Origin of the sequence: Bacteroides acidifaciens (genome assembly GCF_024623065.1) — a bacterium.
Classification (GTDB): domain Bacteria; phylum Bacteroidota; class Bacteroidia; order Bacteroidales; family Bacteroidaceae; genus Bacteroides; species Bacteroides acidifaciens.
This window is the reverse complement of record NZ_JANJZR010000053.1, coordinates 1-15,677: the sequence shown is the minus strand read 5'-3', so window position 1 is coordinate 15,677 and position 15,677 is coordinate 1. Positions and strand designations below refer to the sequence as shown.

Genomic DNA, 15,677 nt, shown 5'->3' with positions numbered 1-15,677 from the left:
TGAAGCAAGTAGGATAGGACATCTTGCCCTTTACATCAGTTCATAACCGACTCATAAAGCAGAAGTATGGACTAATAACTTATCCGGCAAGAAAAACCGTATTTATTTGCTAACACTATTAACAGGCTATCATCACTAACAAAGGATTTTTTTTAAAAGGAAAGAAATAAGAATATTATTATGAATGAACTCATAAAGGCTATAAACGAGCTGAAGAAAGAAAAGAATGCAATCATTCTGGGACACTACTACCAGAAGGGGGAAATACAAGACATCGCCGATTACGTTGGCGACAGTTTGGCATTGGCTCAATGGGCAGCCAAGACGGAAGCGGACATTATTGTGATGTGTGGCGTTCACTTTATGGGGGAAACGGCAAAGGTGCTTTGTCCGGACAAGAAAGTGTTGGTGCCCGACATGGCGGCAGGTTGTTCGTTGGCGGACAGTTGTCCGGCGGATCAGTTTGCACAGTTTGTCAAAGAGCATCCGGGATACACCGTTATTTCGTACGTCAACACGACAGCTGCCGTGAAAGCAGTGACAGATGTGGTGGTGACTTCCACCAATGCGAAGCAGATCGTGGAAAGCTTTCCCAAAGATGAGAAAATAATCTTTGGTCCGGACCGGAATCTCGGAAATTATATCAACTCAGTTACGAACCGTAATATGTTGCTTTGGAACGGAGCTTGTCATGTGCATGAACAATTCTCTGTTGAAAAGATTGTGGAATTGAAGACGCAGCATCCCGAAGCATTGGTGCTGGCACATCCCGAATGTAAGAGTACGGTTTTGAAGCTGGCGGATGTGGTAGGATCTACGGCTGCATTGTTGAAGTATGCCGTGAACCATCCGGAAAACACGTATATTGTGGCTACCGAATCGGGTATCCTGCATGAGATGCAGAAGAAGTGTCCGCAGACGACGTTTATCCCTGCTCCTCCGAACGATAGTACGTGCGGATGTAACGAGTGTAGTTTTATGCGGCTGAATACGTTGGAGAAGCTGTATGAGTGTCTGAAGAATGAGTCACCGGAAATAACGGTAGATCCGGAGGTGGCGGAGAAGGCAGTGAAGCCGATTCAGCGGATGTTGGAGATTTCGGCTAAGTTGGGATTATAATCAGCTTTAAAGTAGTTTCTGTTATTGAATTAAAAGTATTCGGTTAATAAATTTGTACTATTTCTATTCTCCGTCTTCCCGAAGGAGGGGCAACCATACGGACGAAGTTACATCGAACTGACGTTATAATAAAACTCGAGCGTCTCCACATTAAAATGAAGACGCTCGAGTTTTATATCAAATAAGATTGTTTTTATTTTGCTTCTTCCGAACTTTGAAGCATCTGGAACAACTTATCCAACTTCGGAGCCATAATAATCTCCGTACGGCGATTCTTACTTCTGCCTTCTACTGTTTCGTTGTCATCAACAGGCATATATTCACCGCGGCCGCTAGGCTGAATCTGCAAAGGATTTACATTGTAATTCTTGATGAGAATACGAACTACGGAAGTGGCACGAATCACGCTCAAATCCCAGTTATCCTTAAACTGTACCGTATTGATAGGCTTGTTATCCGTATGTCCTTCGATGAATACATCAATATCCGTCTGTTTGTTCAATACTTCGGCCAGTTTGCCAAGCGCTTCTTCACCACGTTTGTCCAAACGGGCACTTCCCGACTGGAACAGCAACTTGTCCGACATTGCCACATATACTTTTCCGTCTTTCTCGCGAACGGTCAGTTCATCACTGCTGAATCCTAATAGCGCATCTTTTACGCTGCTCAACAGTTTCTGTACTTTCTCGTTTTGAGCATTAATCATCTGTTGCAGTTCGTTGATGGTGCGTTCTCTTTCGTTCAGTTCATTCTTTTTCTGGTTCAACAGTGCATTCAGTTTTTCCTGTTCAGTCATGTTGACATTCAACATACTCTGATACTGGCGGATACTGTTTCCCATCTTTGTAGTATCACGCAAAAGATTCTTGATTTGTGCCGATATTTGGGCGTTTGTATGGCGGCAGTCGGTCAATAATCCTTGCAGACTATCTTTGCTTGCGGTAGCCGCCATTTCTGCAAGCATGAACTTCTTTTTTGTCACACACGAAGTGCATAATAGGAGCGTAAGTAAAGTAAATAGAGTAATTTTCTTCATTGCGTTTTATGTTTTAAAGAGTACGGATAATCAGTGTTGCAGGAATTCGCAGAGCTTCTGCACAGCCAGCGCACGGTGACTAATTTTATTCTTTATATCATTTCCCAGTTCGGCGAAAGTCTTGTCGTAACCTTCCGGTTTGAATATGGGGTCGTAACCAAAGCCCGAATCACCCCGTTTTTCCTTGATTATTTCGCCTTTTATCACTCCTTCAAAGAGATATTCTTTTCCATCGAGTATCAACGAAATAGCGGTGCGGAATTGTGCTTTACGATTTTCCTTTCCGTCCAGTTCGTGAAGAAGTTTGAGCATATTAGCCTGGGCGTCGTGTCCTTCACCTCCTGCATAGCGGGCGGAATAGACTCCGGGAGCTCCGTTCAAGGCTTCCACTTCCAATCCCGTATCATCGGCAAAACAATCCAGATGATAGTTTTTATAGATATAGGAAGATTTTAACAGCGCATTTCCTTCCAGTGTTTCAGCTGTTTCTGGAATATCCGTTTGGCAACCGATATCATTGAGACTTAGTAATTCCACTTGATCTCCCAGGATAGCGGCTACTTCTTCCAGTTTATGAGCATTATTGGTAGCAAATACAAGTTTGCGTTTCATCATCTTATTTTTTGTTTTAACAAGGTTGTTCACTACTTATCAACCGATTATTATTTCACTTTCAGCTTATCGAATCCTTCGCCATACACACCGATAACGGAACTTTGAGAGATAAAAGCATTCGGATCAATGCGTTTTACCAAACGGAAGATGTCGAGCGACTGGCGTTTCTTCGCCAATACGACAAGTACTTTTACGTCTTTCTTGCTGTACCATCCCGTTCCGTCGAGCACCGTCACCCCACGGTCGGCATCTTTGATGATGCTGTCGGCTATTTCATCATATTTCTTGGAGAAGATGAGAAACTGAACCGATTGCCGGGCGCTGTTGATAATCCAGTCGAGCACGATGCCGATGATAAACAGCGTGACGAAGCCGAAAATAACCCGGCGCCAGTCGTGGAATATGAAGTAGCAGGAAGTGATGATGATAATATCGCACAGCATAATCATACGTCCTAACGTCACGTCTTTGTATTTGTTGACGATGGCAGCGATGATATCCGTTCCGCCGGTACTTCCGTTATAGTTGAATACAATACCCAGTCCTATGCCACACATGACTGCACCGATGATGCACGCCATGAAGTCCTGTCCCGGTCCGAGTAGCAACGGTTGACCTTCGGGAGTCATGTCCGGCGCCACAACGTAATTGTTGACCAACAGTTGGAATAACCAAAGCAGGAAAGTAAGGCTGAAGATGGCGTATGTCGTTTTGATGCTGAACCGTGGACCCAATATTCGGAAAGCAAACGTCATCAGTATCGCATTGATGACGAAATATGACCATTGGATGGGAAATCCGGTAGAATAGTAAATGATAGCGCTGATACCGGTAGTTCCTCCGGTAGTTATCTGATAGGGTAACAGGAATGCCGCCCATCCCAGAGAATAACTAATCAATCCGAGAGTAATGTAGACATAGTCTTTCACTTCTCTCATTATTTCCGCTTTTGCCAGTTTATACATAGGGTTTATAATTTGTCGAGGCACGGATTACACGGATTTCGCGGTTCTGATTAATTCCAAACGGTGTTATCTGTGTAATCCGTGCCTCATTTGTTTTATACTACAACGTTTACAATTTTCTTCGGAACGACGATAATCTTCTTCGGAGTCTTGCCTTCTATCCATTTCTGCGAACGTTCATCGGCAAGCACAGCTGCTTGAATGGCTTCCGAGGATTCGTCTGCTGCAAACTCCATGTTAAAGCGTGCCTTTCCGTTGAAAGAAATGGTGTAGTTGACGGTATCTTCTTTCAGATACTCTTCGTTGTATGCGGGCCATACGGCATCGCATACGGAAGTATCGTGTCCGAGTGTGTGCCACAATTCTTCGCAGATGTGCGGGGCGAAAGGAGTGAGGATGATGATGAATTGTTCCAGCACTTCTTTCTTATTGCACTTAAGGGTGGAGAGTTCGTTGACGCAAATCATGAAGGCACTGACGGAGGTGTTGTAAGAGAACTGTTCGATGTCTCCAGTCACTTTCTTAATCAGCTTGTGCAGGCTCTTGAGTTCGTCCTTTGTTGCCGGTTCTTCTTTTACGAGGTATTCGTCCGTGCGGCTGTAGAACAGCGACCAGAATTTCTTGAGGAAACGATGCACGCCGTCGATACCGTTGGTGTCCCACGGTTTGGACTGTTCTACCGGGCCGAGGAACATTTCGTACATACGCAATGTGTCTGCTCCGTATTTCTCAACAATCATATCCGGATTGACAACGTTGAACATAGACTTGCTCATCTTTTCCACTGCCCATCCGCAGATGTATTTTCCGTCTTCGAGGATAAATTCTGCCGTTGCGTATTCGGGACGCCAGGCTTTGAAGGCTTCCAGGTCGAGTATGTCGTTGGATACGATGTTCACGTCTACATGGAGCGGAGTTACGTCGTATTGGTCTTTGAGATTCAGCGAAACGAATGTGTTGGTGTCTTTGATGCGGTACACAAAGTTGCTGCGTCCTTGAATCATTCCCTGGTTCACTAACTTTTGGAACGGTTCTTCTACGGTGGAAACTCCGAGGTCGTGGAGGAACTTGTTCCAGAAACGGGAGTAAATCAAGTGTCCGGTTGCATGTTCTGTACCACCTACGTAGAGGTCTACGTTTTTCCAGTACCGGTCTGTTTTCGGGCCAACCAATGCCTGGTGGTTGCGCGGGTCCATATAGCGCAGGTAGTAGGCGGAAGAACCGGCGAATCCCGGCATCGTGTTCAGTTCCAACGGGAAGATAGTCGCGTTGTCGATTTTCTCGTTTTCTACGACACACTTGTTTGTTGTATCCCAAGCCCATCTGGTGGCGTGTCCCAACGGCGGCTCGCCTGTTTCGGTGGGCAGGAACTTGGCTACTTCCGGAAGTTCGAGCGGCAGGCTGGCTTCATCAATCATATAAGGCATTCCGTCTTTGTAGTAAACAGGGAACGGCTCGCCCCAGTAGCGTTGACGTGAGAAGATGGCATCGCGCAGGCGGTAGTTCACTTTTACACGTCCCAGGTTATGTTCTTTCACATATTTCTTGGTTGTTTCAATCGCTTCTTTGATAGTCAGACCGTTGAGCGAGAGGTCGCAATAGGGAGTTGCGTCCGGACGCGGAGAGTTGCAGACGATACCTTCTTTGGCATCGAAACTTTCTTCGCTGACATCACAACCTTCTACCAACGGGCGGATTTCCAATCCGAAATGCTTGGCAAATGCATAGTCGCGGCTGTCGTGGGCGGGTACTGCCATGATGGCTCCCGTTCCGTATCCGGCAAGCACGTAGTCGCTAATCCATACGGGCACCGCTTCGCCTGTGAAGGGATTGATGGCGTATGAGCCGCTGAATACGCCTGTCACGCTGCGGTCGGCGATGCGTTCGCGTTCCGTACGTTTTTTGGTGCGGTCGAGATAAGCGTTTACCTCCGCTTTCTGTTCGGGAGTGGTTAATTGCGCCACCAGTTCGCTTTCAGGCGCCAATACCATAAAGGTGACACCGAACATCGTGTCTGCACGGGTCGTAAAGATAGTAAATTCGATATCACTGTCTTTCACCTTGAACTGCACTTCGGCACCTTCCGAACGTCCTATCCAGTTCTTTTGTGTCTCTTTCAGCGAGTCTGTCCAGTCGATGGTATCCAGTCCGTCGAGCAGTCGTTGGGCATAGGCGGATACACGCAGGCACCATTGGCGCATTTTTTTCTGCACAACGGGGAAACCGCCGCGTTCGCTCACTCCGTCCACTACTTCGTCGTTTGCCAGCACTGTTCCTAATTCGGCACACCAGTTCACCATCGTTTCTCCCAAGTAGGCGATGCGGTAGTTCATCAGTATTTCCTGTTTTTCTTTTTCGTTCTTGGCGTTCCATTCGTCGGCGGTGAAGCGAATTTCTTCGCTGCAGGCGGCGTTCAGTCCTTCGTTGCCGTAGAGGGCGAATGCTTTTTCCAGTTCTTCGATGGGGCGTGCCTGCTGTGTGTCGTTGCAATAGTAGCTATTGAACATTTTTTGGAAAGCCCATTGGGTCCAGTGGTAGTATTCGGGGTCGCATGTACGTATTTCACGGTTCCAGTCGAAGGAGAATCCGATGTTGTCCAGTTGTTCTTTATAGCGTTTGATGTTGGCGTCGGTGGTGATTGCCGGATGTTGTCCGGTTTGGATGGCATATTGTTCGGCGGGCAGTCCGTATGCGTCATATCCCATCGGGTTGAGTACGTTGAAGCCTTGCAGTCGTTTGTAGCGGGCGTAAATGTCCGAAGCGATGTATCCCAAGGGGTGTCCTACGTGCAATCCGGCACCAGACGGATAGGGGAACATATTCAGCACATAGAATTTTTGCTTCGAATCGTCTTCCGTAACCTGGTAGGTTTTCTCTTCCACCCACCTTTTCTGCCACTTCTTTTCAATTTCTCTGAAATTGTACTCCATAGTGATAAAGTTTTTATTTATAGTGATTTATACTGTTATTTCTGATTTGAGGCACAAATTTACATGTTTATTTTCAGATAACCACGCTTTCCTTATTGACTTTCTCGTTTTTATTTCGTATATTTGGAGAAATTAAAACAGAAAATAAAAGATGAAACATATAAATATTATTACATGTGTTCAATAGGTTAGGGGTGCGTAATGCACTACAGGGATAACGAATAGGCAAGAAACTGTGAAGATTCTTGCCTATTTTTGTTGCGAAAATTCTATTTTAGCTGTCGGAAGTATCCCCCAAATAGCTTATAATAAACTTGAAGTTGGTTTATGCAATATCGGAGATAAAGTGTAAAGAAGAAATCTTGACGGAGCTGATATATTTCATTTTACTTTCTAATATGATAAAATTGTCAGACTAATAGCTGTAAACCGTTTATTCTACAGATATATAAATCTCCCTTTAGACTCCCCGCTGAATTATCATTCATTCATCAAAAAGCGATTCATTATTATAGAATCGGATTGGTTTTACTTCAACGAATTCTCGCTTGAAATATATCTGAAAAAGTCTGTGTATATATTCATGTTTCCCTGTATCTTTGTGCATTCTTAAAAATATAGGTATGAAACTAAAGCACGGATACTATCATCTAATTGCTATACTGACGGTGGCTATTTGGGGACTGACCTTCGTCGCGACGAAAGTATTGATTAATCACGGACTCACTCCTCAGGAAATATTCTTTTACCGCTTTTTGATTGCTTATATAGGTATTTGGGCTATTTCTCCCAAACGTTTGTTTGCCGCTGACCTGAAAGACGAACTTTGGCTGCTAACTGGAGGGCTCTTTGGTGGTTCGCTTTATTTCTTTACTGAGAACACCGCTTTAGGCATCACACAGGCTTCGAATGTTGCTTTTATCATCTGCACGGCTCCCTTGCTCACTACTATTCTTTCTCTGCTTTTTTATAAGAATGAGAAGGCTACGAAGGGATTAATCTATGGCTCATTGCTGGCTTTGGTTGGAGTAGGGCTGGTGGTTTTTAACGGCAGTGTGGTACTGAAGCTTTCTCCTGCAGGTGATTTGCTCACATTGCTTGCCGCTCTGTCATGGGCTTTTTACAGTCTGGTCATAAGAAAGATGACGGGACGTTATCCTACCGTATTCGTTACCCGCAAGATATTCTTTTATGGAGTGTTGACTATTCTCCCTGCTTTTCTCCTTCATCCGTTGCGACCGGATTTTGATGTGCTTCTGCAACCGATAGTGTTGTCCAATCTACTGTTTCTGGCAGTTCTTGCTTCCTTAATCTGCTATATCCTTTGGAACGTGGTTTTGAAACAGTTGGGGACGATGAGGGCTTCCAATTATATCTATTTGAATCCGTTGGTTACAATGGTGGCGTCGGTGCTCATTCTCCACGAACAAATTACATGGATTACTTTAATGGGAGCAGGCTGTATCATTTTGGGCGTTTATCTGGCGGAGAAAAAATAGAATCGTTTATTGGGCATATATATCCACCATGCTGGATCTATATATTCACCACGCTGGGTATATATATCCAACAAACATCTTAATTATATCCGGTATTTGGCATATATTTGTATTTGGCCGTCCGGATATCGGACTGTCAGCATACAGGCGCAGGATAAGCCCTTTCGCAAAACGGAAATAAAGGAAATGATGAAGAAAGAAGGAGCATGCTGGATGGTGAAAAACGAGACGTACGGGCATAAAAAAAGGAGCAACGCCTTGCTCCAACCTTTGTTAACCTTAAATCTAATACTATGAAAAACACATTGCAAAGGTACGTACTTTTGTGAAAGTAGCAAATTATCCAAGTAAAATAGTATGTTTTATAACACGTTTTAATAATTTTCTTCGGTTTGTTAAGAAAAATGCGGCTTCTTTTTAAATCTATGCAACACTTATTTTGAAAATTGAAACGGGGGATAGCGTTGATTCTCTACCGAAAAACCGTTATCTTTGCTCCGACAATCGCAGTATGTACTCAATAAAAAGAAAAGGAGAGAACCGTGAACGAAGAAGAAATCGTCCTCACCCCGATGATGAAACAGTTTCTGGATTTGAAAGCACAACATCCTGATGCAGTGATGCTGTTTCGTTGCGGCGACTTTTATGAAACATATTCTACGGATGCCATCGTCGCGTCCGAAATTTTAGGAATCACACTGACAAAACGTGCCAACGGAAAAGGAAAAACTATTGAGATGGCGGGTTTCCCGCATCATGCTCTCGATACATATCTCCCGAAACTGGTTCGTGCCGGAAAGCGTGTCGCTATCTGCGACCAGCTTGAAGACCCGAAAATGACCAAGAAATTAGTGAAACGGGGGATTACCGAACTGGTGACTCCGGGAGTTTCCATCAATGACAATGTATTAAATTATAAGGAGAACAACTTCCTGGCTGCCGTCCATTTCGGAAAGTCTTCCTGTGGAGTTGCCTTTCTTGATATATCTACCGGTGAATTTCTTACGGCGGAAGGTCCTTTTGACTATGTGGACAAACTGCTGAATAACTTCGCTCCGAAAGAGATTCTTTTTGAACGTGGCAAGCGCCTGATGTTTGAGGGAAATTTCGGCAGCAAGTTCTTTACCTTCGAGTTGGACGACTGGGTATTTACGGAGACCACTGCCCGTGAGAAGCTGATGAAGCATTTTGAAACGAAGAACCTGAAAGGTTTCGGCGTGGAGCACTTGAAGAACGGCATCATTGCTTCCGGTGCCATCCTGCAATATCTCACGATGACGCAGCATACACAGATTGGGCATATCACCTCTTTGGCCCGTATTGAGGAAGACAAATACGTCCGTCTGGATAAGTTTACGGTGCGTAGCCTTGAGCTGATTGGTAATATGAATGATGGCGGAAGTAGCCTGCTCAATGTCATCGACCGGACCATCAGCCCGATGGGAGCACGTTTGCTGAAACGCTGGATGGTCTTTCCTCTGAAGGATAAGAAGCCGATTGACGAACGGTTGAATGTCGTGGAGTATTTCTTCCGCCAACCGGACTTTAAGGCATTGATTGAAGAGCAGTTGCATCTGATAGGCGATTTGGAGCGTATCATTTCCAAAGTGGCCGTAGGTCGTGTATCACCTCGTGAGGTGGTGCAGCTAAAGGTGGCTCTGCAGGCTATCGAGCCGATAAAGTTGGCATGTATCCAGGCAGATAACGCAAGTCTGAACTGGATAGGGGAGCAGTTGAACCTCTGTGTCACTATTCGTGACCGGATTGCCAAAGAGATTAAGAATGACCCGCCGTTGGCTGTCAATAAGGGAGGAGTGATTCAAGACGGGGTGAATGCAGATTTGGACGAACTACGCCGGATTTCGTATTCGGGAAAGGATTATCTGCTTCAGATACAGCAGCGCGAAAGTGAACGGACGGGTATTCCGAGTTTGAAAGTGGCTTACAATAACGTATTCGGTTATTATATTGAAGTCCGTAATGTACATAAGGATAAGGTTCCACCCGAATGGATTCGCAAACAGACGTTGGTCAACGCAGAGCGTTATATCACGCAGGAATTGAAAGAGTATGAAGAGAAGATTTTAGGGGCGGAAGATAAGATTCTGGTGCTGGAAACGCAGCTATATACGGATTTGGTACAGTCATTGATGGAGTTTATTCCACAGATACAGATTAACGCGAATCAGATTGCACGGCTGGACTGTCTGCTGTCATTTGCCAATGTGGCGCGTGAGAATCGTTATATCCGTCCGATTATTGAGGATAATGACGTACTGGATATTCGTCAGGGACGTCACCCGGTGATAGAAAAACAACTTCCGATAGGCGAGAAGTATATTGCCAATGATGTAATGCTGGACAGCGATACACAGCAGATTATCATTATAACCGGTCCCAACATGGCAGGTAAGTCGGCACTCTTGCGTCAGACGGCATTGATTACGTTACTCGCACAAATCGGCTCGTTCGTCCCTGCGGAAAGTGCGCATATCGGACTGGTGGATAAGATATTTACCCGTGTTGGAGCGAGTGATAATATTTCGGTCGGCGAATCTACATTCATGGTGGAGATGAACGAAGCGGCTGATATCCTCAACAATATTTCTTCCCGAAGCCTGGTATTATTTGACGAATTGGGTCGTGGTACTTCCACTTATGATGGTATTTCCATTGCCTGGGCAATTGTAGAGTATATCCACGAACATCCGAAAGCAAAAGCACGTACATTATTTGCTACGCATTATCATGAATTGAATGAGATGGAGAAATCCTTCAAGCGCATCAAGAATTATAATGTATCGGTGAAAGAGGTGGATAACAAGGTAATCTTCCTTCGTAAGCTGGAACGTGGCGGCAGTGAACACTCTTTCGGTATCCATGTGGCAAAGATGGCGGGTATGCCGAAAAGCATTGTGAAGCGTGGCAATGAGATATTGAAGCAGCTTGAATCTGATAATCGTCAACAGGGAATAGCAGGCAAGCCATTGGCAGAAGTGGGCGAGAATCGTGGGGGTATGCAGTTGAGCTTCTTCCAGTTGGACGATCCGATTCTCTGTCAGATTCGCGATGAGATATTGAATCTTGATGTGAATAATCTCACTCCTATTGAAGCACTGAATAAGCTGAATGATATAAAGAAGATAGTCAGGGGGAAATAAGAAGAGCTGATAAATGAAATAGGAAAAAAGGGATTAGCGATATTTGAGTCGCTAATCCCTTTTTTGTTGCCTTAAGCTATTTTCTTTTTCTTCTTATCATAGAAGAACATGAAATAGACGCCTATGATGATAAACGGAACGCTTAACCATTGCCCCATATTGAACATCATGCTGTTTTCAAAATCCTCCTGGTTTTCTTTCAGGAATTCGATGAAAAAGCGGAAGGTGAAGATATAAGTCAGGCAAAACCCGAAGAAGAAGCCGCGGTGCAGTTTCTTGCTGTAATTCTTATACAGGTAAATCATGATGAAGAACAGGATAAGATAAGCGATGGCTTCGTAGAGTTGTCCCGGATGGCGGGGGATTGCCGGAAGTATTTCACCGTTTGCTCCATATTCTTTCACACGTTCGAAAACGAATGCCCAGGGCACATCGGATGGTTTGCCGATGATTTCGGAGTTCATCAGGTTGGCAAGGCGGATGAAACAGGCGGTGATTGGAGTAGCTACGGCAATCATATCCAGCACGTCCATATAATGAAGTTTCGTCTTGCGGCAATACAGCCAAAGGGCGATGATCAATCCTAATGTACCGCCGTGGCTGGCAAGTCCTTCATATCCGGTGAATTTCCAGTTTCCGTCCGGCATGAATTTGATGGGAAGAATCATTTCCCAAAAATGAGACAGGTAATATCCTGGGGCATAGAACAAGCAGTGTCCCAGGCGTGCGCCGATCAGAATACCAAAGAAACAATAAAAGAAAAGCGGGTCAAACTTCTTTTCTTCTATCTTTTTATCCCGGTACTGGTAGTGAACAACCATATAAGCAAAGAATATTCCTACTGCCCACAGTAATCCGTAATAACGGATAGAAATGCCGAACAGGTTGAATAGTTCGGGATTCGGGTTCCAGTGGATGGATAATAGCATGGTATTCATTCTATATTGGATTAACGTTAATGATTAGATTCTTTGAATTTCTCCGCTACCATCCGGTAGGTCGGTATGTCTATTCCTTGTTCCTCGGCTGCTGCAATCATGTCGAAGAGCAAGCCTTGTATTTCCGAATCGTGTCCGCGTGCCAGGTCTTTCTGCATAGAAGCGGTACTTTCGGGGGCGAGCTTGTCAATCACTTTCAGGTTGTAGCTGACTGGGTCTTCGGGAAATTCGACGCCCAGTTTCTTTCCTAAGGCAGCGCTTTCCGTGGAAAGTCCGATAAATGTATCCCGTATCTTTCCCGGTTTTTGCACTTCTCCCATCGGAACGTCGTAGTAAGCACCCGTCACAGCCATTGCGGAGATAAACGACCATTTGATGAACGTATCCCGGTTGATGTCCGGTGAGAGGTCTACCTTTATGCCTGCTTCCTGCAAGTCTTGGCGGATAGCTTCCAGCAATCCGGGTTTCACAACTGTGCCGTGGTGAGCACCATATACCAGCCGGAATATCTTTCCCATTTGAGTGATTTCTCCTGTGCCGGATACGAAACCTACGATATAGATACATCCGTCAAGGACAGTGACTTCCGGTACTAACTTTTGTATGCGTGGCCCTGTGCCGTACACATTCAGGATAGGGATGACAACCGTGTCTTTGTGTGCTGCCCTTTTAATCAGTTCTACAATAGAATCAACCGAATAACCTTTTACGCATACAAATATCACATCTGCTTTTCCATTGAATTCTTCAGCGGTAGTTGCCGGAATCCGGAGCGTATGTTCGCCCTTCAAATCCGATTTTAGTTTCAAACCGTTCGTTTGAATCGACTGCAAATGAGCTCCACGGGCAATACAGGTTACATCTTTGCCTGCCAGCGACAAGAATCCTGCGATACTGCCGCCTACACCTCCCGTTCCTGCAATGAGATATTTCATATTGTTAGCGAATTAGTAATTAATAAGTCGTCGGTGATTGCCGATAATCACACGTTGAAACGGAAATGCATGATGTCGCCATCCTGCACCACATATTCTTTTCCTTCCACACCCAGCTTTCCGGCTTCTTTCACGGCTGCTTCCGAACCGTACTGGATATAATCGTCGTATTTGATAACTTCGGCACGGATAAAGCCTTTTTCAAAATCGGTGTGGATCACTCCGGCACATTGAGGAGCTTTCCATCCTTTTTCGTATGTCCAGGCACGTACTTCCTGTACGCCGGCTGTGAAGTAAGTTTCGAGGTTCAGGAGTCTATAAGCCGATTTGATAAGACGTGCTACGCCCGATTCTTCCAAGCCTACTTCGGCAAGGAACATCTGACGGTCTTCGTATGTTTCCAGTTCGGCGATGTCGGCTTCTGTTTTGGCTGCGACAATCAGGATTTGAGCATTCTCGTCTTTTACGGCCTCGCGTACCATATCTACGTATTTGTTGCCGTTTACCGCACTTGCTTCATCTACGTTACAAACATACATTACCGGTTTGCTGGTCAGCAGGAACAGTTCACGGGCAATCTTCTGTTCGTCTTTGGTTTCGAAAGTAACGGTACGTGCCGATTTTCCCTGTTCCAGTGCGTCTTTATATTGAACCAACACATCGTAAGCCTGTTTTGCAGCTTTGTCACCACCTGTCTGTGCCTGTTTCTGCACTTTCTGGATACGGCTTTCGATGGTTTCCAGGTCTTTCAGTTGAAGTTCGTAGTCGATGATTTCTTTGTCGCGGACGGGATTTACGCTTCCGTCTACGTGTGTCACGTTGTCGTCGTCGAAGCAACGGAGTACGTGGATAATTGCGTCTGTTTCACGGATATTGGCAAGGAACTTGTTTCCCAGTCCTTCGCCTTTGCTTGCGCCTTTCACTAGTCCGGCGATATCTACGATTTCTACAGTTGTAGGAACAATTCGTTGGGGATGCACCAATTCTGCCAGTGCGTTCAGACGTTCGTCGGGAACGGTGATTACACCTACATTGGGTTCAATTGTACAGAAAGGGAAATTTGCCGCCTGTGCTTTCGCGTTCGACAAACAGTTGAAAAGTGTCGACTTACCCACGTTCGGTAGTCCGACAATACCACATTGCAATGCCATTTATCTATTTCGTTTTTATTTAGTTATCGATAATCTGGCTGCAAAGATAGGCATTTTGGCAGAGTTTTAATATTTTGCTTGGTATTTCTTATAGAAAATCAGGAATAAAGTAAACCCAATGAGAGCAAATGGCACACCCGCCAGAGCCGGATAACGGTAGCCACCGCTAACAGCCAGTCCGCCTGCATAAGCACCGATGGCATTTCCGAGATTGAATGCAACCTGCACGCAGGCTGCTCCCAGCATTTCTCCTCCCTTTGATACGCGGATAATTAATACCTGCTCCGGACTGGATACTGCGAACAGTCCTGCCGTACAAAGGCACATCAACAGGGCTGCTGCCCATTTATAGGGAGAAAGGAAGAAGATGAGCAACAACATAATACAGATAAGTGCTTGAGCGGCAGTTCCTACTTTTCCGGGGGTGTAGCGGTCGGAGAGACGTCCGCTAATCAGGTTTCCCACTACCATACCGAAGCCGGCAAGAATCATTAAAGGCGTAATGCTTTCTGCGGAGAAGCCGGACACATTGGTAAGCATCGGATTGATGTAGCTATACCAGCAGAATACACCGCCATTACCTAATGCCGTAGCACCCAGAATCAGCCACGGAGCCGGAGTTTTAAGAAAGCGGAATTGTCCTTTAAAGCCGGTATCCTTCAGACCCTCTACATGCGGAACCCATCGCCAGATATAATATAGGATAACAATTCCCCAGATACCGACCAGCAGGAAAGTGGCACGCCAGGAAAGCATGGTACTTAAGGAAGTGCCCAAAGGTACGCCGAACAGATTGGCAATGGTCATTCCTGCAATCATGATGGAGACGGCTTCCGAACCTTTACCCTTGTCGGCCAGTTTCTCTGCAACAATAGAGCCTACTCCGAAGTATGCACCATGAGGCAAGCCGGAGATAAAACGGGCAGCGAGCAACACCCAGTAATTGGGAGCCATAGCCGCACAGATATTACCTATCATAATTAAGGTAACTAATACTAACAGAATATGTTTTAGCGGATATTTGCGAGCCAATGTCAATACAGGTGCACCGACACAGACGCCTAATGCATAAGCAGAAATGAAATGCCCTGCGGTAGGAATACTAATACCTAAATCTTTTGCCACATCGGGCAAAATTCCCATCATTACAAATTCGGCAATACCTAATCCCAGTGTGCCGAACGCCAATGCAATAAGACTCTTCTTCATACAAAACTTAACCTTAATACCTGTTACCTTTTTACCTTACTATTAGAGCCTGTTTAAAAATGACTGAAATCTTTTTCTAAAGAGGTTTCCGTATCCGCCAGATTATTTCTTTCTTTGAA

The 15,677-nt window shown here is 45.2% G+C and carries 11 protein-coding genes; 3 read left to right on the top strand and 8 right to left on the bottom strand.

What is annotated here, in order from left to right:
* Positions 1-180 precede the first annotated feature (180 nt).
* The gene (gene nadA, locus NSB03_RS14180) at positions 181-1,119 is read left to right on the top strand and encodes a quinolinate synthase NadA (protein WP_121766849.1); all 939 of its coding nucleotides are present in this window, start codon (positions 181-183) and stop codon (positions 1,117-1,119) included.
* Between the two features lie 193 nt (positions 1,120-1,312).
* Here the strand turns inward: nadA and NSB03_RS14175 are convergent, their stop codons facing one another.
* From NSB03_RS14175 to leuS, 4 genes are all read right to left on the bottom strand, one after another.
* On the bottom strand, positions 1,313-2,155 hold the full coding sequence (locus tag NSB03_RS14175; RefSeq protein WP_024987758.1) for an OmpA family protein: 843 nt from the start codon (positions 2,153-2,155) through the stop codon (positions 1,313-1,315).
* 30 nt (positions 2,156-2,185) lie between these two features.
* Positions 2,186-2,767 (bottom strand): non-canonical purine NTP diphosphatase, encoded by a 582-nt coding sequence (locus NSB03_RS14170; protein WP_024987757.1) that lies wholly within the window; start codon positions 2,765-2,767, stop codon positions 2,186-2,188.
* A gap of 50 nt (positions 2,768-2,817) precedes the next feature.
* Entirely contained in the window at positions 2,818-3,735 is a 918-nt protein-coding gene (locus NSB03_RS14165) for a YitT family protein (protein WP_024987756.1), read from the bottom strand.
* Positions 3,736-3,830: 95 nt separating this feature from the next.
* Positions 3,831-6,665: a leucine--tRNA ligase gene (gene leuS, locus NSB03_RS14160; protein ID WP_024987755.1), complete on the bottom strand. Its 2,835-nt coding sequence runs from the start codon at positions 6,663-6,665 to the stop codon at positions 3,831-3,833.
* 623 nt (positions 6,666-7,288) lie between these two features.
* Between leuS and NSB03_RS14155 the strand changes: the two genes are divergently transcribed.
* Positions 7,289-8,164, top strand: coding sequence for a DMT family transporter (locus tag NSB03_RS14155; protein ID WP_121766845.1), 876 nt, complete (start codon positions 7,289-7,291; stop codon positions 8,162-8,164).
* Between the two features lie 572 nt (positions 8,165-8,736).
* Positions 8,737-11,325 (top strand): DNA mismatch repair protein MutS, encoded by a 2,589-nt coding sequence (gene mutS / locus NSB03_RS14150; protein ID WP_257466454.1) that lies wholly within the window; start codon positions 8,737-8,739, stop codon positions 11,323-11,325.
* 71 nt (positions 11,326-11,396) lie between these two features.
* Here mutS and lgt read toward each other — a convergent pair whose 3' ends face one another.
* The 4 genes from lgt to araJ all read right to left on the bottom strand — a co-directional run bounded on the left by lgt (position 11,397) and on the right by araJ (position 15,558).
* Positions 11,397-12,263, bottom strand: a complete 867-nt coding sequence (gene lgt, locus NSB03_RS14145) for a prolipoprotein diacylglyceryl transferase (protein ID WP_024987753.1) — start codon at positions 12,261-12,263, stop codon at positions 11,397-11,399.
* Between the two features lie 17 nt (positions 12,264-12,280).
* Complete coding sequence (locus tag NSB03_RS14140) at positions 12,281-13,198, bottom strand: ketopantoate reductase family protein (RefSeq protein WP_024987752.1); 918 nt, start codon at positions 13,196-13,198, stop codon at positions 12,281-12,283.
* A 47-nt stretch (positions 13,199-13,245) separates the two neighbouring features.
* The gene (ychF, locus tag NSB03_RS14135) at positions 13,246-14,349 is read right to left on the bottom strand and encodes a redox-regulated ATPase YchF (RefSeq protein ID WP_024987751.1); all 1,104 of its coding nucleotides are present in this window, start codon (positions 14,347-14,349) and stop codon (positions 13,246-13,248) included.
* Positions 14,350-14,415: 66 nt separating this feature from the next.
* Positions 14,416-15,558: an MFS transporter AraJ gene (araJ, locus tag NSB03_RS14130; RefSeq protein WP_024987750.1), complete on the bottom strand. Its 1,143-nt coding sequence runs from the start codon at positions 15,556-15,558 to the stop codon at positions 14,416-14,418.
* Between the last annotated feature and the right edge of the window lie 119 nt (positions 15,559-15,677).